The organism is Pararhizobium capsulatum DSM 1112, assembly GCF_030814475.1.
In the GTDB taxonomy this organism is placed as follows: domain Bacteria; phylum Pseudomonadota; class Alphaproteobacteria; order Rhizobiales; family Rhizobiaceae; genus Pararhizobium; species Pararhizobium capsulatum.
In genome coordinates this window covers 671,096-696,858 of record NZ_JAUSVF010000002.1, presented here as the reverse complement: position 1 = coordinate 696,858, position 25,763 = coordinate 671,096, and the positions used below count along the sequence as shown (strand labels likewise).

General features: G+C 60.5%; 21 protein-coding genes. 5 read left to right on the top strand and 16 right to left on the bottom strand.

The window, feature by feature from the left end; translation table 11 throughout:
* The first annotated feature begins 37 nt into the window (after nucleotides 1-37).
* Nucleotides 38-1,660: an ABC-F family ATP-binding cassette domain-containing protein gene (locus QO002_RS23605; protein ID WP_307234407.1), complete on the top strand. Its 1,623-nt coding sequence runs from the start codon at nucleotides 38-40 to the stop codon at nucleotides 1,658-1,660.
* A gap of 63 nt (nucleotides 1,661-1,723) precedes the next feature.
* On the opposite strand, the gene QO002_RS23600 is transcribed toward QO002_RS23605, so the two are convergent.
* Entirely contained in the window at nucleotides 1,724-2,284 is a 561-nt protein-coding gene (locus QO002_RS23600) for a PadR family transcriptional regulator (protein ID WP_307234404.1), read from the bottom strand.
* A 362-nt stretch (nucleotides 2,285-2,646) separates the two neighbouring features.
* Between QO002_RS23600 and QO002_RS23595 the strand changes: the two genes are divergently transcribed.
* Entirely contained in the window at nucleotides 2,647-3,666 is a 1,020-nt protein-coding gene (locus QO002_RS23595; protein WP_307234402.1) for a GlxA family transcriptional regulator, read from the top strand.
* A 15-nt stretch (nucleotides 3,667-3,681) separates the two neighbouring features.
* On the opposite strand, the gene QO002_RS23590 is transcribed toward QO002_RS23595, so the two are convergent.
* The 10 genes from QO002_RS23590 to QO002_RS23545 form a co-directional block, all read right to left on the bottom strand.
* Nucleotides 3,682-5,898 carry a CHASE2 domain-containing protein gene (locus QO002_RS23590; RefSeq protein WP_307234400.1) on the bottom strand — a complete coding sequence of 739 codons (2,217 nt, stop codon included), beginning with the start codon at nucleotides 5,896-5,898 and terminating at the stop codon, nucleotides 3,682-3,684.
* Nucleotides 5,899-5,944: 46 nt separating this feature from the next.
* Entirely contained in the window at nucleotides 5,945-8,665 is a 2,721-nt protein-coding gene (locus QO002_RS23585; protein ID WP_307234398.1) for a FecR family protein, read from the bottom strand.
* A gap of 11 nt (nucleotides 8,666-8,676) precedes the next feature.
* Nucleotides 8,677-10,062 (bottom strand): surface lipoprotein assembly modifier, encoded by a 1,386-nt coding sequence (locus tag QO002_RS23580; protein ID WP_307234396.1) that lies wholly within the window; start codon nucleotides 10,060-10,062, stop codon nucleotides 8,677-8,679.
* Between the two features lie 347 nt (nucleotides 10,063-10,409).
* Complete coding sequence (locus QO002_RS23575; RefSeq protein ID WP_307234394.1) at nucleotides 10,410-11,303, bottom strand: SMP-30/gluconolactonase/LRE family protein; 894 nt, start codon at nucleotides 11,301-11,303, stop codon at nucleotides 10,410-10,412.
* 23 nt (nucleotides 11,304-11,326) lie between these two features.
* Nucleotides 11,327-12,094: a 2-oxo-tetronate isomerase gene (gene otnI, locus QO002_RS23570; protein WP_307234391.1), complete on the bottom strand. Its 768-nt coding sequence runs from the start codon at nucleotides 12,092-12,094 to the stop codon at nucleotides 11,327-11,329.
* A gap of 1 nt (nucleotide 12,095) precedes the next feature.
* Complete coding sequence (gene ltnD, locus QO002_RS23565) at nucleotides 12,096-13,010, bottom strand: L-threonate dehydrogenase (protein WP_307234389.1); 915 nt, start codon at nucleotides 13,008-13,010, stop codon at nucleotides 12,096-12,098.
* Nucleotides 13,010-13,990, bottom strand: coding sequence for an ABC transporter permease (locus tag QO002_RS23560; protein ID WP_307234386.1), 981 nt, complete (start codon nucleotides 13,988-13,990; stop codon nucleotides 13,010-13,012). Before QO002_RS23560 ends, ltnD begins: the two co-directional genes overlap by 1 nt.
* Nucleotides 13,987-14,955, bottom strand: coding sequence for an ABC transporter permease (locus QO002_RS23555; RefSeq protein ID WP_307234384.1), 969 nt, complete (start codon nucleotides 14,953-14,955; stop codon nucleotides 13,987-13,989). The genes QO002_RS23560 and QO002_RS23555 overlap by 4 nt, the downstream gene beginning before the upstream one ends.
* Nucleotides 14,952-16,490 (bottom strand): sugar ABC transporter ATP-binding protein, encoded by a 1,539-nt coding sequence (locus tag QO002_RS23550; protein WP_307234382.1) that lies wholly within the window; start codon nucleotides 16,488-16,490, stop codon nucleotides 14,952-14,954. Before QO002_RS23550 ends, QO002_RS23555 begins: the two co-directional genes overlap by 4 nt.
* A gap of 48 nt (nucleotides 16,491-16,538) precedes the next feature.
* The gene (locus QO002_RS23545) at nucleotides 16,539-17,660 is read right to left on the bottom strand and encodes a sugar ABC transporter substrate-binding protein (RefSeq protein WP_307234380.1); all 1,122 of its coding nucleotides are present in this window, start codon (nucleotides 17,658-17,660) and stop codon (nucleotides 16,539-16,541) included.
* Between the two features lie 161 nt (nucleotides 17,661-17,821).
* On the opposite strand from QO002_RS23545, the gene QO002_RS23540 reads away from it, so the two are divergent.
* Genes QO002_RS23540 through otnC form a run of 3 tightly spaced genes read left to right on the top strand, consistent with a single transcriptional unit; the run spans nucleotide 17,822 to nucleotide 20,746 of the window.
* Entirely contained in the window at nucleotides 17,822-18,823 is a 1,002-nt protein-coding gene (locus tag QO002_RS23540; protein ID WP_307234378.1) for a LacI family DNA-binding transcriptional regulator, read from the top strand.
* A gap of 25 nt (nucleotides 18,824-18,848) precedes the next feature.
* Nucleotides 18,849-20,111 (top strand): 3-oxo-tetronate kinase, encoded by a 1,263-nt coding sequence (otnK, locus tag QO002_RS23535; protein WP_307234376.1) that lies wholly within the window; start codon nucleotides 18,849-18,851, stop codon nucleotides 20,109-20,111.
* Nucleotides 20,108-20,746: a 3-oxo-tetronate 4-phosphate decarboxylase gene (gene otnC / locus QO002_RS23530; protein ID WP_307234374.1), complete on the top strand. Its 639-nt coding sequence runs from the start codon at nucleotides 20,108-20,110 to the stop codon at nucleotides 20,744-20,746. Before otnK ends, otnC begins: the two co-directional genes overlap by 4 nt.
* 79 nt (nucleotides 20,747-20,825) lie before the next feature.
* Here the strand turns inward: otnC and QO002_RS23525 are convergent, their stop codons facing one another.
* From QO002_RS23525 to QO002_RS23505, 5 genes are all read right to left on the bottom strand, one after another.
* Nucleotides 20,826-22,106, bottom strand: a complete 1,281-nt coding sequence (locus tag QO002_RS23525; RefSeq protein WP_307234372.1) for a TRAP transporter large permease — start codon at nucleotides 22,104-22,106, stop codon at nucleotides 20,826-20,828.
* Complete coding sequence (locus tag QO002_RS23520; RefSeq protein WP_307234370.1) at nucleotides 22,106-22,627, bottom strand: TRAP transporter small permease; 522 nt, start codon at nucleotides 22,625-22,627, stop codon at nucleotides 22,106-22,108. Before QO002_RS23520 ends, QO002_RS23525 begins: the two co-directional genes overlap by 1 nt.
* Nucleotides 22,628-22,710: 83 nt before the next feature.
* The gene (locus QO002_RS23515) at nucleotides 22,711-23,682 is read right to left on the bottom strand and encodes a TRAP transporter substrate-binding protein (protein ID WP_307234368.1); all 972 of its coding nucleotides are present in this window, start codon (nucleotides 23,680-23,682) and stop codon (nucleotides 22,711-22,713) included.
* 61 nt (nucleotides 23,683-23,743) lie between these two features.
* Nucleotides 23,744-24,625 carry an amidohydrolase family protein gene (locus QO002_RS23510; RefSeq protein WP_370878571.1) on the bottom strand — a complete coding sequence of 294 codons (882 nt, stop codon included), beginning with the start codon at nucleotides 24,623-24,625 and terminating at the stop codon, nucleotides 23,744-23,746.
* A gap of 1 nt (nucleotide 24,626) precedes the next feature.
* Nucleotides 24,627-25,763 carry a mandelate racemase/muconate lactonizing enzyme family protein gene (locus QO002_RS23505; protein WP_307234364.1) on the bottom strand — a complete coding sequence of 379 codons (1,137 nt, stop codon included), beginning with the start codon at nucleotides 25,761-25,763 and terminating at the stop codon, nucleotides 24,627-24,629.

Here is a 25,763-nt window from a genome sequence, read left to right as displayed (position 1 = left end):
GCGCAGCCAACACGCTTTCCCGTACGGTCCGGACATCATGATACGCCTTGAAAACATCAGCAAGCAGAACAGCCACCGCCTTCTTTTCATTGAGGCGTCCGCTGCCCTCAACAAGGGCGAAAAGATTGGCCTCGTGGGGCCGAACGGTGCCGGCAAGACAACACTCTTTCGTATGATCACCGGACAGGACGCGCCGGACGAAGGACAAGTCTCTGTCGAAAAGGGCGTAACCGTTGGCTATTTCGACCAGGATGTCGGGGAGATGGAGGGCCAGAGCGCCGTTGCTGCCGTGATGGAAGGCGCTGGTCCCGTCAGCGAGGTTGCGGCCGAGCTGCATCAGCTTGAGGCGGCCATGGTCGATCCGGACCGGATGGACGAGATGGACGCAATCATCGAGCGCTACGGCGAAGTGCAGGCGCGCTACGAGGAGCTTGACGGCTACGCGCTCGACGGCCGGGCGCGCGAAGTGCTCGACGGTTTGAGCTTTACACAGGAAATGATGGACGGCGACGTCGGCGCGCTTTCCGGCGGCTGGAAGATGCGCGTGGCGCTCGCCCGCATCCTGCTGATGCGTCCGGATGTCATGCTGCTCGACGAGCCGAGCAACCACCTTGATCTCGAAAGCCTGATCTGGCTGGAGGCTTTCCTCAAAGGCTATGACGGCGCGCTGCTGATGACCTCCCACGACCGGGAATTCATGAACCGCATCGTCACCAAGATCATCGAGATCGATGGCGGTTCGCTCAACAGCTATGCCGGCGATTATGGCTTCTACGAGCAGCAGCGGGCGCTGAACGAAAAGCATCAGCTGGCGCAGTTCGAGCGCCAACAGGCGATGCTGGCCAAGGAAATCAAGTTCATCGAGCGCTTCAAGGCGCGGGCCTCCCATGCCTCGCAGGTTCAGAGCCGGGTCAAGAAGCTGGAGAAGATCGATCGCGTCGAGCCGCCGAAGCGCCGCCAGACGGTCGCCTTCGAATTCCGCCCGGCACCGCGCTCCGGTGAAGATGTGGTCTCGCTGAAAAATGTCCACAAGAAGTATGGCAGCCGCAGCATCTATGAAGGCTTCGACTTCATGATCCGCCGGCGCGAGCGGTGGTGTCTCATGGGCGTCAACGGTGCAGGAAAATCCACTCTGCTGAAGCTCGTTGCCGGCGCGACCGAACCGGATGTCGGCACGGTGAATGTCGGGGCGAGCGTCAAGATGGGCTATTTTGCCCAGCACGCCATGGACCTGCTCGATGGCGAGCGCACGGTGTTTCAGTCACTGGAGGATTCGTTTCCACAGGCAGGGCAGGGACCTTTGCGGGCGCTTGCAGGTTGCTTCGGCTTTTCAGGTGATGACGTCGAGAAGCGGTGCAGGGTATTGTCGGGTGGCGAGAAGGCACGATTGGTCATGGCGATCATGCTGTTCGATCCACCCAACCTGCTGGTGCTCGACGAGCCGACCAACCACCTCGATCTCGACACCAAGGAAATGCTGATCAAGGCGCTTTCTGATTTCGAAGGCACCATGCTGTTCGTCTCGCACGACCGCCATTTCCTGGCCGAGCTTTCGAACCGCGTGCTGGAACTGACGCCGGAAGGTGTCCACCAGTACGGCGGCGGTTACACGGAATACGTCGCCCGCACCGGCCACGAGGCGCCGGGTCTGCGCAGCTGACATAAAAAGGCCGGGCCGGGTAATTTTCCCGCCCGGCTTCAACGTTCGTGCGTCACCCTGTTCTCAAGGGAGGCGTTCCACGATCTGGGTCGCTTCATCCAGCGCCTTGGCAATGGCATTGGCAGTTTCGTCTTCCATCGGGCCACGCTTGAAGCGCAGCCGCATCGCCATTTTCAGATTTTCCATGGCGCGCAGAACCTGCGGCGGAAGATCCTTGCGTCCACCCGGTCCGCCTTCGCGCCCGCGGGCGACGAGCTCGTCGATCATGGCGCGGTTGGCGGTCAGGAAGGCTTCGCCCTCGGCGGTGATGCGGTAGCGCTTGCGTCCGCCGGCCTCGGGCTCGATCACGGCGTAACCCATGTCATCGAGCCAGGCGAGCGTCGGATAGATGACGCCCGGGCTTGGCGTGTAGCTGCCGCCAAAACGTTCCTCGATGGACTTGATCAGCTCGTAGCCATGGCTTGGTGCCTCGGCAATCAGGGCCAGGATCAGCAAGCGCAACTCGCCGTAGTCGAACAGGCGGCCGCCCCGGCCGTGTCTGTGGTGCGGGTCGCCATGTCTGCCGGGCATGTCGCCGGGCGGTGAAAAGTGTCGGCCAAAGCCGAAAATATGTTTGTGTCTCATGATCTCGATATAGATCACGATATATCGAAAATCAAGATATATCGGAATTGCCCTGTCGAGATATATCTGGTCATACCGCCAGATCGCGCGTCTTGACTGCGGCCTGGTTGATTATGTGGTGCCGCGTGGATTACTCCGCCCTGAGCGTGATTTTGGAGCAAGGAGATTGTTGGCCTCCGCTATCGCATGAATTGCGACATTGATGTCGCATGGCCGCCATCGATTGGCCCTGAATTTTGCTCATCTGCTCCGGGACCCATCACGGCTAAGCGCCGTGCGTCATACATGACGTACAAAGCTTCGCTGTAGCCTTTTATATGCAGTAACGATGCCTCGGCGCAGGCTTGGGAGCGGGGAGCGACATGGTAACCGAGGCGAGAACAAAAGGTGCTGTCGCAGCAGCCAGCAGCCCGAAGTCGCTTCGGGTCGGCTTCGTTCTGTCCAAGAATTTTACCCTCTCCGCCTTTGCACTCTTCGTCGACACGCTGCGTCTCGCGAGCGACTTCGAGGACCGCTCCCGCCGGGTGCATTGTGACTGGGACGTTTTGAACGGGTCGCGCAATTTCGTCATGTCGAGCTGCGGCGTGCAGGTCGCGCCGACAGCGCCATTCACCAACCCGACCAATTATGACTATATCGCCGTCGTCGGTGGTCTTTTGAGCGTCGAGGAACCGCTGGATTCGGTTTCCCTCGATTATTTGCGCAAGGCCGATGCTGCAGGGGTCGGGCTCATCGGGCTTTGCACCGGCAGCTTCGTTCTGGCGCAGGCAGGCTTGTTGGGAGATCACTGCGCCTGCGTCAGCTGGCTGCATCACCGTGAGTTCCGGGCGCGGTTCCCCGGGCAGCCCGCCACATCGGCGCAAATTTTTCATTTTGACGGCAGGCGGGCGACCTGTGCCGGCGGCAGTGCCGTTGCTGACCTTGCCGCAACGATCGTGCGCCATCACATCGGCGAGCAGGCGGAACGCAACGCACTGGAAATCCTGCAGATATCCCATCGCCGCGATGGCACCGACATTCAGGCCCGCTCACCGCTTGGCCTTGAAGCCAGTGATCGCCGCGTGCATCTTGCGCTGATGTTGATGGAACAACATGTGGAGGATCTGTTGCCGATCGAAAGCATCGCGTCCTTAGTATCCCTATCACGCCGGCAGATGGAGCGGTTGTTTCGTGACAGCATGCAGATGTCGCCGAGCGAGGCCTATACGAAGATTAGAATGGATGCTGCGATGCGCATGGTCGTCGCCCAGCCGACACGCCCGCTGATCGATATTGCCCTTGCCGTCGGCTTCGAGGGCATGTCGCACTTCACCAAGCGCTTCCGCCAGAGCTTCGGTCAAACGCCGTCGCAAGCGCGCAGGCAAAGCGGCCGCAAGAAATAGGTCCAGACTTTTCCGCTACTTGTGCAGAGCGACGAAAACGCCGTTCCACCCTTCGGGAACCCCGTCCGATTCAAGCGCCGATAGGCGTTTCGCGTAGAGCTCATGAAGCTGTTTCAGGCTTTCCTCTCCAAGACCCATCGCCTGTTCGAGGGCGGCGCGAGCCCGATCGAAATCGGCCGCACGATAGGCGCTGAGAAAACGCGTATGGGCCGCGTGCAGTAGATGGAATGTGGATCGTGCGGCGACATCCGCGTCCCCCAATATCGTGAAAAGCGTGACCGGCACCTCGCGTCCGGTAACCTGCACCATATCGACCGGCAGGATAGCGAGGTCTTCCGCCCCCTCGGCGACCGTTTCGGAGAGGAGAACCGGGAGACTATATTCCTTGCACAGGCCCTCTATGCGGGAGGCGACATTGACGCCGTCGCCGATCGCCGAATAGCTGAAACGCTGCGACGAACCGAGGTTGCCAACACAGCAATCGCCGGTGTTGAGGCCGATACCGACCCGGAGATTATAGCCCCTTTGACGGTTGAGAGTGTCAAGCGCCTGCAGCATCTTCAGAGCGGCAAGACATGAGCGGCGGCGGTGGTCCATAATCTCCATTGGCGCGTTCCAGAACGCCATGATGGCATCACCCATATATTTGTCGATCGTCGCTTCGGACTTGAGAAGCACGTCCGACATTGGTGTGAGAAAGTTGTTCAGGAGCGTGGTCAGCGCCTGAGGGTCGAGTTTTTCGGAAAGCGAGGTGAAGCTTCGGATGTCGCAGAAGAGCACGGTGAGTTCCCGAAGCTCTCCGCCAAGCGACAACATCGAAGGATCTTCCGCGAGCCGTTCGACCAGAGAAGGTGCAAGATAGAGCGAAAACGCCGAGCGCACGAATTTTTTTTCGCGGCTGGTCAGCAGCAGCAATACGGGCATGGTCACGGAAAAAACGGAACCGACGGCTGCTGCCGGCAGGATTGGGTCGAGCAGGATCCGCCAGGTGCTGAAGGCGTACCACGACGTGGCTGCTGCCGCCGCAATGAAGAAGATCGCGATTGCGGCACCCGTCAGCGCACCGGCCCCGCGCACGAATATGATCAGCAGCACGCCGAGGGTGAAGGCGAGAGCAACTTCCGCACCTTTTGCCCAATCCGGTCGGGACAGAAAAGTGCCGCCGATGATCTGGTCGAGGATTTCCGCATGCACGCGCATCCCGGGCATGCTCGCCGCAACGGGCGTTGCCACGATGTCGCGCAGCCCGATCGCACTGGTGCCGACGATGACGATCGCGCCGTTTAGGCGCTCGGTGAGGCTGGCGTCGGGCAGCGGTTGCAGCAGCTTGGCTGCGGGGATGGTCATCAGGTCCGGCAGCGTTGAGTAGTAGATCCAGAATTCGCCTTGCGGGCCTGTCGCTAGCTCGAAGTCACCGGCCTTGACGGCGGTCAACGCCTGTTGGCCGGCGCTGTCGTCGCCGCTTGCACTGGCGGTTCGCAAAATGAAGCCGCTGGCGCCCTGCGCAACGCGCAAGGCTTCGATGGAGAGAGCTGGGTAAAGGGCATCACCGACGCGGGTAATGACGGGAATTTCGCGGATAATGCCGTCCGGGCTTGGTGGAAAGGAAAAGAAGCCGATCCCTTTCGTAGCGTCATCCAGCATCTGAAGATTGCCGAGGCCGCCCCGCCGCCCCGCGAGAAAAGTACGAGGATCCTCCCCGCCGAAAGCGAAGCCGGCTTTCGGTTTCGGCAAGCCGCCGTCGCTTTCATCGGTGATTGCGATGCCCGTCACAACGTTTGCAGCTGCGATCGCATCTCGGAACACGATATCATTGTTGGCTTGCGCGCCAGGCGGCACCTGTATCGTGACGCCCGCGCGCTTGAGGTCTTCGGCAACACGGTCGAGCGACGTTCTGTCGGGCTCGGGAAACACCATGTCGAAGGCGATCACCGCAGCGCCCATCTCGTTCAATCGGTTGACCATGTCGGCCAGCACCGTGCGCGGCCATGGCCATTGGCCAAGCGCATTGATCGAGGTTTCGTCAATGTCTACCAGGACGATCGGCGCGCCGGTTTCCGGCCTGGGCTGAACACGCTGGTAGACATCGAACACCAGGAATGTCAGCCGGTCGAGAACGGTTTGGGTATAGACGGCGGCGGATAGGCAGGCGACCAGCGCAACCATGCCATAGAGCCAAACAATCAGCGTTTCGCGCCAGTTTCGCTTCAGCCGAACATATGGAAGCCTCATGATATGCCGTTTCTGCCCGGAGCCTGTGGCGCGAAAGTCGCGTCACCTATCGACGCGAGCCCCCAAAAATACCAACAGCCGACCAGCTATCACCAGCCCCCAGGCTGAAGTCACCGGCCACGCCCTGGGCGATCTTGCGCCCGTCGTTGACGAAGGCACCGTTGATCGTTCCGAAGGAATCATTGGCGCTTGACGACACCGCGCCGGAGAATGTCGCGTCGCGGCCGCTTTGGCCGTTGACTGAAGCATTGAAGTTGTGGCCGTCGAAGTTCGATAGCGCCATCGAGCCCTTGCGGGCTCCGAAATCGTAGCTCATGGCCATGTCGCCGGAGGCTATGTAGCTCGACGAGTTGGCCAGAACCGTGCCGATTGCCTTGCCGTCGTATGTGCCCGTCGTGCCGGCCAATGTTCCGAGCTCGACATTGCTGGTGATGTCGCCGGCAACCCACGTGCCCAGATGAACCGTGCTGCGAAGCTGTGGGTCGGTTGCGTCAGGGTTGGAAGAGGCGTTGATCTGCGTGCCCCACCAGCCCCATTCGAGGAATGCGCAATCGCACAGTTTACCGCCGGGAAGCACGCTCCCCTGGGAGGTGGCGTCGCCAGAAACGAAATAGGTGGCATTGTTCGTGGATTTGACAGGCAGGAACTCGGTGACGACGTTTCCTGCGGTATCGATATCGCGCAGGTTGGTGCGCGTGCGGCTACGATTGTTCGTCGCTGCAAAGTTGTTGTCGTCGATGTAGGTCGATGCGCCGCCTTCGGTGTTGCCTTTGACGCCCTTGCCGAAGGCGACGGAAAGCGTGGTGCCCGGCGTGCCGACCGTCAACTCGCCACCGAGCGCGTTGCCGCTGCCGTCGAACTCCAGATAGAGGTCGTCGGGGTTCCGGCCGATCGAGTTGAAAGTATATTGAGTTTCGTCACGGCGGGTCCCCTGTTCCAATCCCGCCGCGAAGCCGCGCAAGGGCGATTTGTCTGCAAGGAGGCGGGTGGATGCCGTTTCGCTCAGATAGTCCGAGAGTGTCTGCTCCTGCTCGAGATTGAAGACATGCAACGTTCCGAAAGGTTTGCCCCCGCTGAAGTCGCCGGAGCTGTTGTTATAGTAATCATTGGTTTCGGAGTCGGTGCCGAGAACGAAGTTCTGGCCGTTCGAGCCGAAAATCTCGTTTCCGCCCGTCCCGCCCGCTTGAGTGGTGATACCCCCTCGAAATGTGCGGGCAATTTCCGTGGATGAGCCTTTCACACTGCCCCGTCGGCCAAAGTCGACCGTGTAGACACCGTTATTATCGGAGAATTCGCCGACGTTGACGCCGATCTCACTGACCTGATCGGCCCCCTTTCCGCTGATGAGGAGCGATGTCTGCAGGAATTTGATCGACCCAGCGTCTCCCGGCTCTATGACATGGAAATCCGATACGGAAGCAGAACTGTCGCTGATCGGCAAGGCATTGGCCAGTGCGAATGGAATGGCGGCGTTCTGCAGCATGTCCTTGGTGAACGAGTAGGTGCGCACGTCGCTATTGCGCATCACGTTCATATTCTTTGTCGGAGTGCCGGCAATGGCAATGAGCGGGTCGGTGAGGTCGCCGTCTATCGCCATGAGATAAGCGGCAAATCCGTCTGCTCCTCCATAGACCTTGCCACTCAGCGGCACGCCGGCGATGGTATAGCCATCCGCAGCGGAAATGACATGCTCGCTGAAATCGGTCTGCGCATAGACCGGCAGGACCAGATCGCCGTGGGTGCCGGTGCCATCTGTTGCGGAGACGTCGAGAACCACTGTCTGGTCAGCCGTCTCGGAGCCGCCGATGAGGCCAACCTCGCCGGGGTCGGAGACAACGCCTCCGTCCGTATCGTAGGTTGCGTCGGCTGTCAGCACCCTGACGGAAACTGTTTCCGGAAGTGGTTGAGGCGGCGGTTCCTCGGCGTCAATCTCCTCATCGATATTCTTCGTCGCGACATCGCGGCTTCCATCCTGCGTCACCGCATCGGCCTCGGCCTGAGCCGGTCTTGCCACGGGAATAGGTGGATTGGCGATGTTCGGGTTCATGGCCGAATTCGAGGGCGCCATGGTCGCCGCGTCGTCATTTTTTGGCTTGTTGGGAGATCCACCCGAGGTTCCGGGCTTGCCGGTCAAGGCAGCCTGGATGATCGTGCTCGCGCCTTTCGGGGTCTTTTCGACATTCATAGTCCCCCCGTGACCGCCCTGTCCCGACACCACGATGGAATACCCCGGCTCGTAGACCCGCTGGGTGGCACCATTTGGCGCTGTGAGGGTCAGCTCGTTCCCGAAGATCATGTCGACGCGGCTTTCGCCGCCGTCGCCCGGAATCGTGAAATCGGCGACAGCGCCGCGAATGCCGATCGTACCGACTGGCGAATTGAGCTTCACGCCACCGGCAAATTTCGACGTCTTTGCCCCGATGAAGCGGAAGACACCTTTGGTCATGGTCGCTGCGACTTCAGCGTTGCCGGTATCCGGATCGTAGACGAAACGATCAATGGTGAGATCGGAGTTCGGTCCGACCGTAAACGACGTGCCATCAGCAAGAAGTATCTGCAGCAGGCCGACGGAATCGGTTTTGATGCGCTCGTTGAAAATAATATTGTCGCCGAGCGTCAGCGTGCGAACACCGCCGGAAGGTGCAGTGCCTGTGGCTGCCGTATTGACGGCTGAGGCGACGCCGACCGAGCGAGCGAGAAGCGGCGAGGGGAGACCCGTCAGCGCGACGGCACCGATCAGCATCATCATCTTCGTGCGAGATATCATCTGCGATCCCCCTAAAACCGTCTCACCACGCCAAGCGACGCGCTCATATTGTCGTAACTGTAGATATCGTAGTTTGAATTGACGTTGCGGTAGCCAAGAACCGTCTGAAACTCCCAGTTTTCCTTGAAGGGAACCAGAAGCGAAAGCTCTGCATAGGCTTCGTTGTCCTCTTGCTCGGTGTCGAGGCTATAGGTCGGATCCGGGCTGTCGTAGTTTCGGTTGGCGTAGCCAAGCGCGAAACCGAGCGTCCAGGGGTCGGCCTGGGTCGCGATCGGCGAGTCCATGTCGATGCTGAGACCGACATTCAACCCGAATTCCTGGTAGCTCAGGTAACTGACATCGGCGAGCCGCCGATCGGCAAGCAGCGAAGCCCACAGGGCAACATTACCCGAGAGGAAATGCTGCAGGGTGAGTGAACTGCGGTATCGATCACCAGTCCGATCAGAGGCTGTCGGTCGGTCGAAGGAATCCTGGAAGGCTTCGCGACGGTATTCATTACCGAAGACGAGCCGTGTAGTGATGGAAAGATCGGTAATCAGCGCCGCGCCGACGCCACCCGAATAAAGATAGGAGTCGCTGTCGATGTAATAGCCACCGGCAATTCCGTAGACGGCAAGCGAAGTGTCGTCCAACCCGAAACGTTCGAGGTTGAAGCGGGGCCCGACCTGCAGTTCAGCGTAGCCGGTGTTGATTTCGGTATGCTCGGCCTGCAATGTTCCGTAGCTCTGAAACGTGGCTTCGATCTTGTCGCCCTGTGAGGCGAGATCGTAGCTGTATCTGAGGTTCAGGGCCGCATAGGCGTTGAAATCGCCGTCGCCGCGAGCGCTGTCGTTCAGGACAAGCGGATCCGGAAAGAAGGTTGTTTCGATGCTGCGGGCATCTGTTGCGGCCGTAGCATTCGACTGCCAGCGAATGCCGGTTGAGAAGCTGCCGGAAAACTGGCTGTCGCTGGAGCGGGCATCGATGGCGGCGATATAGGTATCGATCTTGGTTCGGACTTCTTCCGGAACAGCGGGTGCGGCGAGTGCTGCATTGAAGTAGGTCCGCGCCATGTCATAGGCGCTGAGGCGGAAATAAAGCACGCCCAGTTCCAGTTGCAGCCGGGGCAGGCCCGGAGCGTAAATCAGCATTCGCTCAAGGGTCGAAATCGCCGCTTCCAAGTCGCCGGCCTCGGAGGAAAGCGCAGCATAACGAAAGGCGACGTCGAGATTGGAGGGATCGGCCAACATCTGCTCGAAGAGTCGGGCGCGTTCCGCCTCGATGCTGGAAAGAGAGGCCGAGACTGGGCGGGGCGTAACCGTGCTCTTGCCTGTGACCTCCTGCGCTGAGGCGGTGCCAAGCGCTAAGGCCGTAAATACAGTTGAAAATAAAACGATATTCCTAATTGGATAACGCATGAAGGCAACCCGTGGCGCGATCGTCGCATCACAGTATCGCACTTATTTATTACCACAAGGGTGTATTATAAATTAGGAGTGTAGTTTTCAAGATTTCACGACAAGTATTCTATGGCGAGGCGTATTCAGTGATCTATGATTAAATTGTGTGCAATATGCGTGGTTATGACCCGTATAGATAATTCCTGGTTGAATAAATTCAATCTATCAACGTCCGTGTAATTCTAAATTTTACATCGCGCCAATATAATTGTTGCGGCGCAGTATAATTCGCTGCAGATGTGAATTTTCGCGATAAGGATGAGCTGAAATTCTTCGGGTTGACGCGAAGGGTTGTAGTGTTGCGGCTAGATTTGGGGTGCAGTGGTATTGAGATAGACGGCGTAAAGCGTGCGGGTCGCGCAGATATAGAGCCTATTTCGGTCCAGGCCTCCGAAGCAGATGTTGGCTGCGGCTTCCGGCAGCCTGATCTTGCCGAGCAGCGTGCCGTCGGCGGCGAGGCAATGGACACCGTCTCCGGCGCCAGCCCAGATATGGCCGTGGCGGTCGATGCGAATGCCGTCGTAGATACCTTTCGGACACTCGGCGACAAGCTTGGGATTGGCGAGCGAGCGGCCCTCCACGACATCGAAGGCGACAATGCAGCCGGGTTTGCTGCCACTATCGACGACATAGAGAACCGATTCGTCGAGGGAGAAGGCAAGGCCGTTTGGCTGGACGAAATCGGTCAGCACCGCCGCAATCGTGCCATCCGGGGTGACACGATAGACATTGCGCGAGCCGATCTCGCTATCGATACGTGCGCCCTCGTATTCGGTGGAAATGCCGTAGGTCGGGTCCGTGAACCAGACCGAGCCATCGCGCGCTTCCACGACATCATTGGGCGAGTTGAGCCGTTTGCCCTCGAAATGGCTCGCGATGACGGTGGTACTGCCATTGTGTTCTGTACGCGTGACGCGACGCGTGTAGTGCTCGCATGAAATAACCCGTCCGGCGCGATCCAGCGTATGACCGTTGGCGAATTGCGAGGGCTGCAGGAATGGTGAGACGACATCGCCGATCTCGTCATAGCGCAGCACCCGGTTATTTGGGATATCGGAAAAAAGAAGCTGCCGGACGGCCGGAAGATAAACCGGCCCTTCCAGCCATCGCCCGGCCGAATACAGCGTATCAACATGTACATTCGGCAAGATGAGGCTTTCGAAGCGAACATCTCTCACTTCAAACCAATCCGTAAACATCGCGATCCTCCCAAATCGTCAATTTATACTTTATCGAGCCAGTCTAGGCCTTCCAAGGTGCCTCCGGCCGGCCGGTATTCGCAGCCGACATAGCCTTGATATCCCAGAGCATCCAGAGCTGCGAATATGCGGTAGTCGTCGAGTTCACCGGTGCCCGGTTCATGCCGTTTCGGCACGGATGCGATCTGCACGTGGCCGATGATCGGCATCATCTGCTCCAGAGCGACGAGGACATCGCCGTGGATGATCTGGCGGTGGTAGATATCGAACTGCAGCTTGATGTTTGGATGGCTGAGATCGGCCATCAGATCGGCCGCACGGTTGAAATCGTTGAGGAAATAACCCGGCATGTCGCGACTGTTGATGGGCTCGAGAACAAGACCTATGCCGGCCACACCTGCGGCATCTGCGGCGAAAGAAACCGAATCCCGGTAGCTCGCAATGGTAGCGGGGTCGTCATGCGGCGCAATGCCAGCCATCATGTGCAAGAGCGGCGTGCCGATGATCTGGCCGTAGTCGACGGCCTTGGCGACGGACTGGCGGAATTCGTCTCTCCGCTCGGGCAAGGCGGCAAGGCCACGCTCTCCCTTGGCCCAATCTCCGGGCGGCAGGTTGAAAAGTGCTTGGGACAAACCGGCATTGCGAAGTTGCTCTGCAACCATCTCAGCCGGGAAATCATAGGGGAAAAGATACTCAACCGCAGTAAAGCCAGCCTTCGCGGCCGCATCGAAGCGATCGAGAAAATCGACCTCGTTGAACATCATCGAGAGATTGGCGGCAAAGCGGGGCATGTCAGTCCTCGTCCTCCATGCCAGGCAGTTTCAGGCCGGTGATCCGAGCGAGCAGTCGCGCAACGGAGGCATCGTCGTCGCGGCCCATGCCGGCGGCTTCGGTCATCAGGAAGAGCTGCAGCGCTGCCGATGCGATCGGCAGCGGAAATTTCTGGGCGCGGCCGAGATCCGAGACGATGCCGAGATCCTTGGTGAAGATCGAGACGGCGCTGTGGGGCGTGTAGTCGCCAGCCAGCACATGCGGGATGCGGTTTTCGAACATCCAGCTATTGCCGGCCGACTTCGAAATCACCTCGAAGACCTTGGAGATATCGAGATCGAGGCTCTTGGCAAAAGTGATTGCCTCGCAGGCCGCGGCGATATGAACACCCGCCAGCAACTGATTGACAATCTTGAAGGATGAGCCGATGCCGACGGTATCGCCGAGCCCATAGACCGTGTCGGCCATCGCATCGAGCGCTGGTCTTGCGGCTGCAAAGGCTTGCGGCGTGCCGGAGGCCATGACCGTAAGCTTCCCGGCATCGGCTTTGACCGAGCCACCGCTGATTGGCGCATCGAGATAGAGGACGCCTTTCTGGTTGGCGCGTTCGGCAAAGCTCTTTGCCTGGGTGGGCGAGACGGTGGCGGAGGAGATGATGACGGCGCCGGACTTCATTGTCGAAAAGGCACCCTGCGCTCCGTAAAGCACCTCTTCCGTCTGGGCGGCATTGACGACGACGACGACGACGATATCGGCGCCCTCTGCAGCTTTGGCGGGCGAGGTCGCGACCTCGCCGCCGGCGGATGCGAGGCTTTCGCGCGCGGCTTCATTGATATCGCAGCCGGAAACGATATGCCCGGCGCGGATCAACGAGCGGGCCATCCCGAGGCCCATGGAGCCAAGGCCGATGATTGCTACATTTTGGGGTCCGGCCATCAGAGGCTTCTCCTGTCGAATCTGCGGATGCGCAGCATAGTAAGAATAATAACGCCAAAAACGATTTGCCGCAGCGCTTCCGGCATCTGCAGCACGGAAAGGATGGACGACAGAAGGGTTATGAACAGCGCGCCGACGACCGTACCGGCATAGCTGCCGCGCCCGCCGAGGATGGAAGTTCCGCCGATGACAACGGCGGTGATGACCGGCATGAGATAGGAATCGCCCATGCCCTGATAAGCCTGGTTTGCATAGCCGGCGAGTAGGATCGCACCGACGGCGGTGAAGAGGCCAGCTGCGACGAAAGTCAGGACGGTCACGAGACGCACGCGCACGCCGGAGAGAAAGACGGCCTTTTCAGAGCAGCCGGTGGCAAAGAGATACTGACCGTAGATTGTTCGGCGCAGGAGCAGGCCGACGAAGATCATGATGGCGAGCCAGAAGAGGAAGACATTCGGAATGCCGAGTGACCGCTCCAGCGCAATGGTCGCGGAAACCGGCGGGATCACGCCCCTCGGCTTGAAGCCGCCGGTGACGAAGACGAGCACACCCATCAGCATGGAATTGACCGCAAGCGTCCAGACCATGGAGGGCAGGCGGAAGATCGCGACCCCCAGCCCGTTGACAAGGCCGATCAAGGCACCGCCTGTAAGGCCGATGGGGATGGCGAAAGCCGCGACCTCGGGCGAAGCCGAACCGGCAACCGTTGTTGTCAGCACCGCAACCGCGGTGATCGCGGAGGGGACGGAGAGGTCGATATGTCCCAGCAGTATGACCAGCGTAGCACCCGCGGCGATGATGCCGAGGAAGGAGGCGATCTGGAGTTGCTGCAGCAGATAGCCGGCAGAGAGGAACGGCGGAAAGATGAAGCCGCCGATGGCGAGCAGCAGAATGCAGCCGACCGAGACGACCATGATGGCCGGATCGATGCGCAGGCGCACACGGGCAGGTCTCGGGAGTGTGGTTTCGATGGGTGTCATTGGGCAAACAACTTCAAGCGGTTGCGGACACGCAGCAGAGCCAGCGAGCCCAGCATGATGGCAAGCGCCAGGATCAACCCCTCAAAGAAGGGCTGCGCCAAGGGCGGCAGGCCGGAGAAGAACATCAGGGCGGCGACCGTTTTCAAGAGCAGCGCACCGATAACGGCGCCGATCGGGCTGCCGATGCCGCCCGCCAGCGACACGCCGCCGAGCACGATCGCGGCAATCGAGTTCAGCGTGTAGGAGGGGCCGATGCCCGCATCGCCGGTCAGCGTGACCATGGCGACATAGAAGCCGGCGATCCCCGCACAAAGGCCGCCGAGACTATGGGCGGCAATGCGTGTCCTGGTAAGCGAAATGCCGGTCAGCTCCGCCGCATGCTCCGAGGAGCCGACGCCGTAGAGCGAAAGGCCGAAGGCCGTTCGTTTCAGGAGGATGGCGATGGCGATCAGAAGGATTGCGATCAGGATCAGCGACGTCGGGATGGGGCCGACGGCATAGGTCATGGCATCCGAGAGATCGGAATTGACGTCGCCGCCCGGTGTTGGTCGGAGAAACAGCGCAATGCCGGAATAGATCGCGCCCGTTGCCAGTGTCGCGATGATGGGCGGGATGCGGCCGACCGCGACGACCACGCCATTGACGAAACCGCAGGCAACACCCGTGGCCAGCACGGCGATGACGCCAAGCCAGAGGGAAAACCCATCACCGGCCAGGAGATAGGACGCGACCACGTTGCTCAGCGCGACCATCGGGCCGACGGAAAGATCGATGCCGCGCACCAGCACGACGAAGAACTGGGCGAAGGCGGCAAAGACAAGCAACGCGCTTTGGTTTGCCCAGATGGTCACGACATAGGTGGAAAGACCGCGCGGATGCGTGCCGATATAGAGCGCGAAGAGCAGCACGAAGGCGGCGGCCGGAAAGAGCGTGCGTAGATTGCGGCGCAGGAAATTGGCTGTCATGCCCGTGCCTCCATTGGATGATGATCCGGCGACGAGGACAGGCCCATCGCAGCGGAAATGAGGTTTTCAGGCGTAAGCGATGCGCCGGCAAGCTCCCGTGCGATGCGGCCATGGTAGAAGACCGCGACGCGATTGCAGAGGTGGATTAGCTCTTCGTAATCTGTCGACTGCAGCACGATCGCCATGCCGGCATCGGCGAGATCGCTGAGAAGCTGATAGATCTGCGCCTTGGTCTTGACGTCGATGCCGCGTGTCGGATCGAGCAGCAGAATGCAGCGCGGCTTCAGCGCCAGCCATTTGGCCAGCAGAACTTTCTGCTGGTTGCCGCCGGAGAGCGAGGAGACGGGATCGTCGATGCTGCCATAGACAAGGTCTAGCCGGTGGAGCAGGGCCTTGTAATGTTCCTCCCGGTCGGGGTCGCGGCCGGAAAACAGCCTGTCGCGGCCGAGGCCGGCAAGGCGCATGTTGTTGGCGATGGAAAGGCTCGGTATCATGCCTTCCGTCTTGCGATCCTCGGGAATGAAGGCAATGCCGCTTTCTTCCGCCTTGGCGCGGAAGGGCGTGCGGTTGCGGAAGGGTTTGCCGGCGATCTCAACCGTGCCCTCGACACCCTTCAGGACACCGAAGATGGCTTCGAGAACACGCTGCTGGCCTTGGCCTTCCAGCCCGCCCAGCCCATAGATTTCGCCGGGACGGACATCGAAGCTGATACCGTCAAGTTCGCTGTCCCACGCCATGTCGCGTACCGACAGAAGCGGTTCGACGGTCGAGGGCACGGCAGGACGCGGCGGTGGAAAGAGCTGTTGCAGCGACTGACCGATCATCAGGGAGACGATGCCTTCATGATCGATGGTTCCAGCTGAAAATGTCCTGACGTGGCCGCCATTGCGGAAGACCGAGATTCGGTCTGCGAGCGCGTGGACCTCGTGGAAACGATGCGAGATGAAGAGGATGCAGACACCCTCGTCGCGCAGCTGGCGGACGACGAAAAAAACCTTCTCGACGGCTTCGGCGCCCAGCGCCGAGGTGGCTTCGTCGAGAATAAGCAGGCGCGGCTTCTGATAGAGCGCCTTGGCGATTTCGACCAACTGGCGTTCGGCAAGGGTCAGTTCGCTGACGGGCCTATCAGGCGCGATATGGCCGGCGCCAATGCGGGCAAGGCAGGCCGTGGCCTCCAGATAAGCTTTGCGGCTGAGAAAACCGGCGATGGTGTGGGGGCGTGACAGCACGATATTATCGCCAACCGTCAGGCTCGGCATCAGCGACAGTTCCTGGAACATGCAGACGATGCCGGCTTGCGATGCCTGGCGTGTGCCGGAGAAGGCGACGGGGCTGCCGTCAAGCGACATGCTGCCGGCACTTGGCGAAATGACGCCCGAGAGCAGCTTCATCAGCGTCGATTTACCGGCGCCATTTTCACCGAGAATGGCGTGGATGGTGCCGGCACTGCAGGAAAAATCGACATCGCGCAGCGCTGTTACCGCGCCATAGGTCTTGGTTATGCCGGTCAGCTGGACGAGGGGAGATTGGGTCATGGCATGTCCTGGGACCGGAGCGGCGTGTGCCGCTCCGGTCGCTTCACCTTACGTATTGTCCGGGGTCTGGCCAAGCAGCTCATCCGGCGAGAAGACCGGGAAGCAATTCGGATAGCCCGTGGCCGTGTAGAAGGTGTCAGGCAGCTTCGGGAAGAAGTCGGTGCCTTCCTTGAGTTCCGCATTGTCCTTGCTCGGGATCGGCAGGAAGATCTTTTGCGGCAGGGCGTTGCCCTCCAGCAGCGAGACGATCGCTTCGAGCGAGATCGAAGACATGACCGGTGCCTGGGCAGCGGTTACGCCCGGATACTTGCCTTCTGCGAGCAGCCTGCGGGTGCCGTTGCCCGCATCGCCGCCGAAGGGCACGACCGGGTGGCCGGCATTCTTCATGGCGTTGAGCGCGCCGATCGAGCCTTCCTGAACCATCACGCCATCGAACTGGCCGTTGGTGGCGATCGCATCCGCCGTCACCTTCTGCACCGTGCCGGCATCCCAGTTGCCGACGACCTGGACGACCTTCAGGCCGGCTTCGGCATCGAGAACCGAGCGCATGCCTTCGTGGTTGTCACGGTCGGTCGCGTTGCCCGGCAGGCCGGAGACTTCAAGCACAGTGCCTTCGACCTTGCCCTTGGCCTTCTTGATGCCGTCAATGACTGCCTGTGCCTTCATCTTGCCGAGTTCGAACTGGTTTTCGTTGACCTGCACGATCTGGTCCGTGTCCAGCACGTTGTCGAAGGGAACGAGCACGGTTCCGGCCTGTTCGGCGCGTTTGATCACGGCCTTGAAGGCCGTCGGGTTCACGGCGATGAAGCTGATGCCGTCATAGCCGGCCGCGATAAAATTATCGATGGCAGCGATCTGGGCCGCGCTATCGTTACCGACGGAAACGACGGTGAATTCGGAAAGCTTGGCCTTGTTATCAGGCCGCGCGGCCCAGGCCTTGGCCCCCTGGATTGCGGTCACACGCCAGTCGTTGCCGGCAAAGCCGTTGACGAAGGCGATCTTGTAGGGGCCGTCGCGCTTTTCGTACTTGATGACCTTGGCATTGTCCGGCGCCGACGAAAAGCATTCAGGGCGATAGGTGTCTTCGGCATAGGCCATGCTGCCCGACAAGGCTGTGAACGTGCAAAGGCTCAGGGCTGCCGCAGCGACAGCCTTTCTGTGGTATTTCACGGTGATTTCCTCCCAAAAAAGCGTAAAATCTCTTCCCAAAGCGCCAATGACAGCGCTAACATAAAAATAATAAGCACAGGCTCTGGCTGCGCGCAAGCAAAATATGTTAGCGCTGTCATAAGACGTTTTCGGGCAGGAAGATCCGTATGGGAGGGACGCAGATGTTGCAGGACATGCCGACGTTGACGGATGTTGCGCGCCTGGCCGGCGTCAGCGAAATCACGGTCTCGCGTGTCGTGCGCAACAAGGGGCCGATTGCAGAGGCGACGCGGAGCCGCGTGCTGTCTGCGATCGAGACACTCGGCTACGTGCCGAACCGGGCAGCGGGTTCGCTCGCTTCTTCCGGATCGCAGCTGATGGGCGTTCTCCTTCCGTCGCTTTCCAACATCGTGTTTCCCGAAGTGCTGCGCGGTATTCATACCGCGCTTGCCGCCACAGGCTACCAGCCGCTAATCGGCGTCACCGACTACGATCCGCTGGCCGAGCAGAGCATCCTGTCGTCGCTGCTTTCCTGGCAGCCGGCAGCGATCATCATGACCGGCTTCGACCACACCGATGCAACGCGGCGCATGCTGGCCAACAGCCGTGTGCGGGTGGCCGAACTGATGGATATCGATGCCGATCCGATCGATATCGCCGTCGGTCTTTCCCATCGCAAGGCGGGATATGATGCGGGGCGTCATCTGATCGAACGTGGCTACAGGCGCTTCGGCTATGTCGGCCACGACTGGGATGCCGACCGGCGCGCGCGGCTGCGTTACATGGGGCTTTGCACAGCACTCGCGGAGGCGGGGTTAAGCCTTCATGCGGAAAAAAGATTTGCCGGGCCGAGTTCGACGATTGCCGGGCGCGATACGTTGGCGGCATTGGTTGCGGCGAAGCCGGATGTCGATGTGGCCGTCTTTTCGAACGACGACATGGCAGTCGGCGGCTTCTTCCATTGCCTGACGGCGGGTATCGCCGTGAAGGAGAAGCTGGCGCTGTTCGGCTTCAACGGTCTCGATATCGGCCAGTCCCTGCCGCAGCCGCTCTCCACCGTGCGTTCCAACCGTTTTCTGATCGGCAAGATTGCCGTGGAAAAACTGCTGGAGGGCGGAGAGCGCCCGGCAGAAAAGCTGATCGTGGACACGGGTTACGAAATCATCACGGGCGCGACCGCCTGAGTTCTATTTGGGGAGTGAGTGGACAATGCTTTTGGGAGCAATCGCGGATGATCTGACGGGGGCCGCCGATCTTGCCCTGACGCTGGCGCGCGAGGGAATGAAAACGGTTCAGGTTGTCGGCGTGCCGGAGAAAGGTTTCGATTTCGGGGATGCCGAGGCCGTCGTCATCGCGCTGAAATCCCGGACGATCCCGGCTGATGCGGCGATCGACCTATCGCTTGCGGCCGCGCGTTGCCTTCTGGCAAACGGGGCAGAACAGCTGCTGTTCAAATATTGCTCCACCTTCGATTCCACTGATGACGGCAATATCGGCCCGGTGACGGATGCGCTGCTCGATCTTCTGGGCGTGCCGTTGACGCTTGCCTGCCCGGCCTTTCCCGCCAATGGTCGCACGCTCTATCGCGGCCATCTCTTCGTCGGCGATCAGCTCCTATCGGATAGTCCGATGAAGGATCATCCGCTCACGCCAATGCGCGACGCCAACCTGGTGCGGGTGCTGCAGCGGCAGAGCCGCAACAAGGTGGGGTTGGTTGCTTACAATGCTGTCGATGTCGGAAGCAACGCTGTTGCCGAGGCCTTTGAAAGGGCCGCAGACGCGGGGGAGCGTATCGTCATCGTCGATGCCGTGACCGACGAACATCTGCGGGCCATCGGCCGGGCCGCGGCCGGCTTCAGGTTGATCACCGGCGGTTCGGGCATCGCGCTTGGGCTGCCAGAAAATTTCAGGCGGGCTGGCAAACTTTCCGGCTCCGTCACGGAAGGGTTTTCGCCACCTCAGGGGCCAGCGGTCATGCTGGCCGGTTCGTGCTCTGCGGCGACGCGACGCCAGATTGCGGCGGCGACGGCTGCAGGTGTTCCGGTGTTGAAAGTCGATCCTCTGGATATCGCCGAGGGCAGGACCAAGGCGGATGACGTCGCCGCCTGGGTGCGTGCATCCGGCACGACGGTGCCTCTGGTCTATTCGAGCGACGATCCCGCGGAGGTGAAAAAGGCACAGGACGTATTGGGCCGTGATCGCGCCGGTGAGGTGGTGGAACATCTGCTGGCGAGCGTTGCTGTGAATCTGAAACGTGGCGGCTACAACCGCTTTCTCGTTGCCGGCGGCGAAACCTCCGGGGCCGTGGTCAACGCGCTGGGCGTACAGGCCATGCGTATCGGCCCGGAAATCGATCCGGGCGTGCCGTGGACGCACAGCATCGGCGATGAAAGGCCGGTGGCGCTGGCGCTGAAATCCGGCAATTTCGGCGCCGATGATTTCTTTCTCAAGGCATGGGGTATGCTGGCATGACGGCGGTTCTTTCCGAGGAAACAAAGCTGCGCGACCAGATTGCTGCCGTCGGCAAATCCATCTTCGATCGCGGCCTGACCTTCGGCTCGACGGGCAATATCAGCGCGCGTCTTTCGACCGGCGAACTCCTGATGACGCCGACCAACGCCTCGCTTGGAAGCCTTGAACCGGAGCGGCTCTCGCGCTTTTCAGCGGAGGGTGTTCACAGCGGAGGCGACAAGCCGACCAAGGAAGCTTTCCTCCATCAATGCATGTACTGCCAACAGAAAATGAGCGGCGCCGTCGTGCATCTGCATTCAACCTATGCCGTGGCTGCCAGCATTCTTGCAGATGTCGATCCCGAAGACGTCCTGCCGCCATTGACCGCCTACTACGTCATGCGGGTCGGCTCGCTGCCGCTGGTGCCGTATTTCCCACCAGGAGACAAAGCATTGGCCAAGGCGGTCGCGGAGAAGGCGAAGTCGAGCCATGCAGTGCTCCTCGCCAACCATGGTCCTGTCGTCGCCGGCAAGACCTTGCTTGATGCGCAGTATGCGACGGAAGAACTGGAGGAGACGGCAAAACTGTTTCTGCTGTTGCGCGGGCACGCCCTCCGGCCTTTGACGCCAGAACAACGTGCGGTGCTCAAGTCGTAGACACGAAACAAGTTCCTCCGGACATGGAAAAACCCCGGCTCCATTGGATTGAGCCGGGGCTTTGTTGTCTATCGGAAAACTACCTGAACAGCGCCGGCAGCCAGAGCGACAGACCCGGTATGTAGGTCACCAGCATCAGCACGAAGATGCTGGCGCCGAAGAACGGCCAGATCGTGCGCATCGCTTCCCGGATCGAGATGCCGCCGACGGCGCAGCCTACGAAGAGCACGGTGCCGACCGGTGGTGTGTTGAGGCCGATGCCGGCATTGAGGATCATCACCACGCCGAAGTGCACGGGATCGATGCCAAAGGCCTTGACCACCGGCAGCAGGATCGGCGTGCAGATGATGACCATCGGCGCCATGTCCATGAAAGTCCCCAGCACCAGTAGGATGACATTGATCATCAGGAGAACGACGATCGGATTGTCAGAGATCGCACTGATGATGCCGACCAGTACCTGCTGCACCTGTAGGAAGGACATCAGCCAGCCGAAGGATGCCGCGGTCCCGATGACCAGCAGCACCATCGCTGTCGTGCGCACAGCCTGCAGGACGGCTTCGATGAAACCGTTCCAATCGAGCTCCCTGTAGACGAGGACCGCCACGAGCAGTGCGTAAAAGACGGCGATGCAGGAGCTTTCGGTAGCTGTAAAAACGCCGGAACGCACGCCGCCGAAGATGATACCAATCAGAAGGAGCCCTGGGAGCGATGCGAGCAGGAAATAGCCGAGCTTGCGAAAGCCGGGGAAGGGTTCTGACGGATAGCCACGCCGGCGCGCCACGATATAGGCGGTGACCATGAGCGCCGCAGCGAGCAGGAGACCCGGCAGGATGCCAGCGGTGAACAGATCGGCCACGGAGACATTGCCACCGGCTGCGATCGAATAGAGGATCATGTTGTGAGATGGCGGGATCATCAATGCGATGATTGCCGCGTTGACGGTGACGTTGACGGCATAGCCGCGGTCATAGCCGCGTGCGGCCATCTGAGGGATCATCAGGCCGCCGACCGCCGAAGCGTCGGCGACCGCCGAGCCGGAAATGCCTCCGAACAATGTCGAGGCGACGATGTTGACCTGACCGAGGCCACCGCGCAGATGGCCGACGATGCCGGCTGCGAAGCGTATCAATCGGTCGGCGATGCCGCCGCGCACCATCAGGTCGCCAGCGAAGATGAAGAACGGGATCGCCATCATGGCGAAGACATTCATGCCGGAATTCATCTGCTGGAAGACCACGATCGCGGGAATGCCGAGATACATCACGGTTGCGACTGATGCGATGCCGAGGCAGAAGGCGATCGGCATGCCGATCAGCATCAGGGCCGTGAAAACGCCGAAGAGGATAGTATAGGCCATTATGCAGCCTCCTGCAGCACCACATCGGCGGCGATTTCGGCTCCGAGGCAGGTGTCGATGAAGCGCTCGGCGGCGAAAAGCGAGATCAGCAGGCCACCGACGATCATTGGAATGAAGTCCACGCCGCCCGGCCAGCCGAGCACGGGAATTCTGGCGCTCCAGGTGCCGGCGGCAAGCAGGATCGAATAATAGGTCATGGCAATTCCGAAGAGCACGATGAGGCCGAGGCTGACGAGATCCATGGCGCGCTGCATGGCGGGTGGTGCGCCGTGCCGGACGAAGTCCAGCCCGAGATGCACGCTTTCGCGCACGCCGACGGCGGCGCCGAGAATGATGAACCAGGACATCAGATGCAGCGAGAGCGGCTCCGACCAACTGGGCGTGTCGTTGAGAACGTACCGGGCGAAGACCTGCCACCCGACGGCGGCGGTCATGACGAGAAGGCCGACACCCGAGAGATAAAGTGAAGCCCGGCTAAGCCCGGCCAGGACAGGCCGGACGGCCTGCATGAAACGCCACATTGCCTTTTCCTCCATAGGCTCCGGTGCGTTCGATACACCGGGAATGCAAAGGCCGGCCGGGCATGACCCGGCCGGCCCCGGGCTTATTTGGTAGCGCGGATGCGCTCGAGCAGGTCTTTCATCTTCGGATCGGTGATGAATTTGTCATAGACCGGCTTCATCGCGTCCGAAAATTCGGCCTTGTCGACAGTGATGACATTGACGCCAGCGGCGCGAACCTTCTCCTCGGAGCTTTTTTCACGGGCGCTCCAGAGTTCACGCATCTTGACGACCGATTCCTTGGCCGCTTCCTTCAGGACCTTCTGATCATCAGGGCTCAGCTTGTCCCAGCTGATCTTGGAAATGACCAGAATTTCCGGGTTCATCGAGTGTTGGGTCAGCGTGTAATTCTTAGCGATTTCGAAGTGGCGGGCGGATTCGTAGGACGGCCAGTTGTTTTCGGCCGCATCGACGACGCCGGTTTCGAGCGACGAATAGACTTCACCCATCGGCATCGGTGTCGGATTGGCGCCGAAGGCTTCCATCATGGCGATCCAGAGATCGGACTGCTGCACGCGCACCTTCATGCCCTTGAGATCTGCCAGCTTCTCGATAGGCTTCTTGGAATAGAAGGAGCGGGCGCCGGAATCGTAGTATGCGAGGCCGATCAGGCCGTGCGGCTCGAAAGCCGCAAGGATTTCGTCGCCGATCGGGCCGTCGACCGTGTTGTGCATGTGTTCGGTCGAACGGAACAGGAAGGGCAGACCGAGAACGACAGTCTCCGGGATCAGGTTGTTGAACGGCGCCGCATTGACGCGGTTCATGTCGATGACGCCGAAGCGGGTCTGCTCGATCGTATCCTTCTCGTTGCCGAGTGTACCGTTGTTCTGGACCTCGATCTTGATGCGGCCATTGGTGCGCTGGGAGACGAGTTCACCCATATACTTGACGGCATCGACTGTCGGATAACCGTCCGGGTGGATGTCGGCTGAGCGGAGTGTGATCTCCTGGGCATGCACGGATACGGCGCTGAGCGCAACGCCCACAGCCAGGCACAGCATTTTGGCAATTTTCATTGGTTCCTCCTCCTTTTTAAAATTTCACCCGTGACCTCCTCGTCATGGGCGCATGCGTCAGTCAGTCGTCTCCGCTCTTGAAGCGGGGAAGGCGGTAGAGCTCCTGCGGGTTATCGAGCAGCGCGCGCCTGCGGGCGGCATCGTCGGCAAACCAGCCGAGCACCGTGTCAGCGAGACCTGCATCATCGGGATAAGCCTCGGTCGTCTTTGCAAGGTTGTGCGGCCAGTTGCTGCCCCAGACGATGCGCTCCGGTGCGTATTTGGCGATGTGACGGGAAAAGTTGGCGACATCCTCGTAGCCGGGCGCCCCGGATTTTGAGGATTCGTAGACGCCCGCAAACTTGAACCAGCACTTGCCGCCGTCGATCAGTCGTTTGACTGCGGCGATTTCCGGGCCGTCGATGGCGGCGCCGGCAAAGAACTTGCCGTGATGATCGAAAACCCAACGCGATTTCAGCCGGGCGAGACGGGGTTCGAGCTCGACGATCCGGTTGCCGTCGAATTGTACCGCGATCATCCAGCCGCGAGCATTGGCACGATCGTCGGTTGCTTCCAGCGCATCAAGGCCAACAGCGCCGCCGGGCAGGTCCATGATGCGTGCGCCGATAATCCCGGCTTCGGCAAAGGCGTCGAGTTCGTCATCGCCGATATCAGGCGAAAAGGCTGCCACGCCGCGGGCGGTGTCACCCATTTCCTTGAGGCAGGCGACGAGATTGTCGTTATTGCGCTGATGGGCATTGCCTTGCGTGATGATCACGCGGTCGATGCCGAACCATTTCATGAAGCGGCGGTATTGTGCAGCATCCGGCAATGCGCCGGCCGGTAAATCCGGGCCGCCCGGCAGGGATGGGTAGCCCGGCAGGTACATATGCATCTGGCTGTCGACCGCGCCTTCCGGCAGCGGATATTTCAACGGGCGGCCTTCGAGCGGACGAACCAGCATGTCACTCATCCTTCATCCGGAACTCGGCAAGCGCATCGCGATCGATCTCGATGCCGAGGCCGGGTCCATCGGGGATTTTGACCACCCCCTGGATGTGTTCGATGGGCGTCTTGACGATCGCTTGACGGAAGGGATTTTCGGTCCGGTCGAATTCGAGGATCGGCTCGATCGGATTGACGCGCACCGGGCTCGGGATCATCGCGGCCATGAACTGCAGGGCCGCGGCGATATGGACTGCGGTTCCCCAGACATGCGGCACGACGCGCGCGCCATGCAGCGCCGCCATGTCGGCCACGCGCTTGGCCTCGGTGAAGCCGCCGACGCCGGCAAGATCCGGCTGGATGATATCGACGCAGCCGGTCTCGATCGGCTCGCGCATGCCAAAGCGGCTGTGCCAGGTCTCGCCACCGGCCACCGGGATCGGCTGGTTAGCGCGCACATGGCGATAGGACGCGAGCTGCTCGGGAATGACCGGTTCCTCGAACCAGTCAATATCGAATTCCGCAGCTTTGCGGCCGAGTTGGACGGCCTCCAGCGGATCGTAACCATGATTGGCATCGATCATCAGCCGCATCTCGGGGCCTACTGCGTCACGCACGGCCTTGATCACGGCCAAGTCTTCCTTGATGCCGAAGCCGATCTTCATCTTGCTGGCATGGAATCCTTCGGCCCGGTAGCGCGCGGCTTCCGCCGCATTATCCTCGACACGATTGACGCCGTCGCGCTTGAAGCTGCCGGTCGCATAGGCCTTGATTTCCTCGCGGAACCGGCCACCGAGCAGGGTGGAGACGGGCACGCCAAAGTGCTTGCCCTTGATGTCCCAAAGCGCGATGTCGATGCCGGAAAGGGCGGTGACGGGGAGGCCACGCTGTCCCTGGTCGCGAAGGGCGTTGTAGAGCCGCGCCCAGATCTTTTCCGTTTCAAGCGGATCGGCCCCGATCAGCCAAGGCCTGTAGGCCGCGACGACGGCAGCATTCGGCCGGGCCGGGCCGAGGCATTCGCCCCAGCCGGTCGTGCCGTCGTCGCAGACGATCTCCACCAGCACATGAGCGCGGCGATCGAAGCGCATGGATGCGCTTTCAAACGGCACGGCCAGCCGGTATTCGAGCAGATGTGTATGGACGGCCGCGATCTTCAT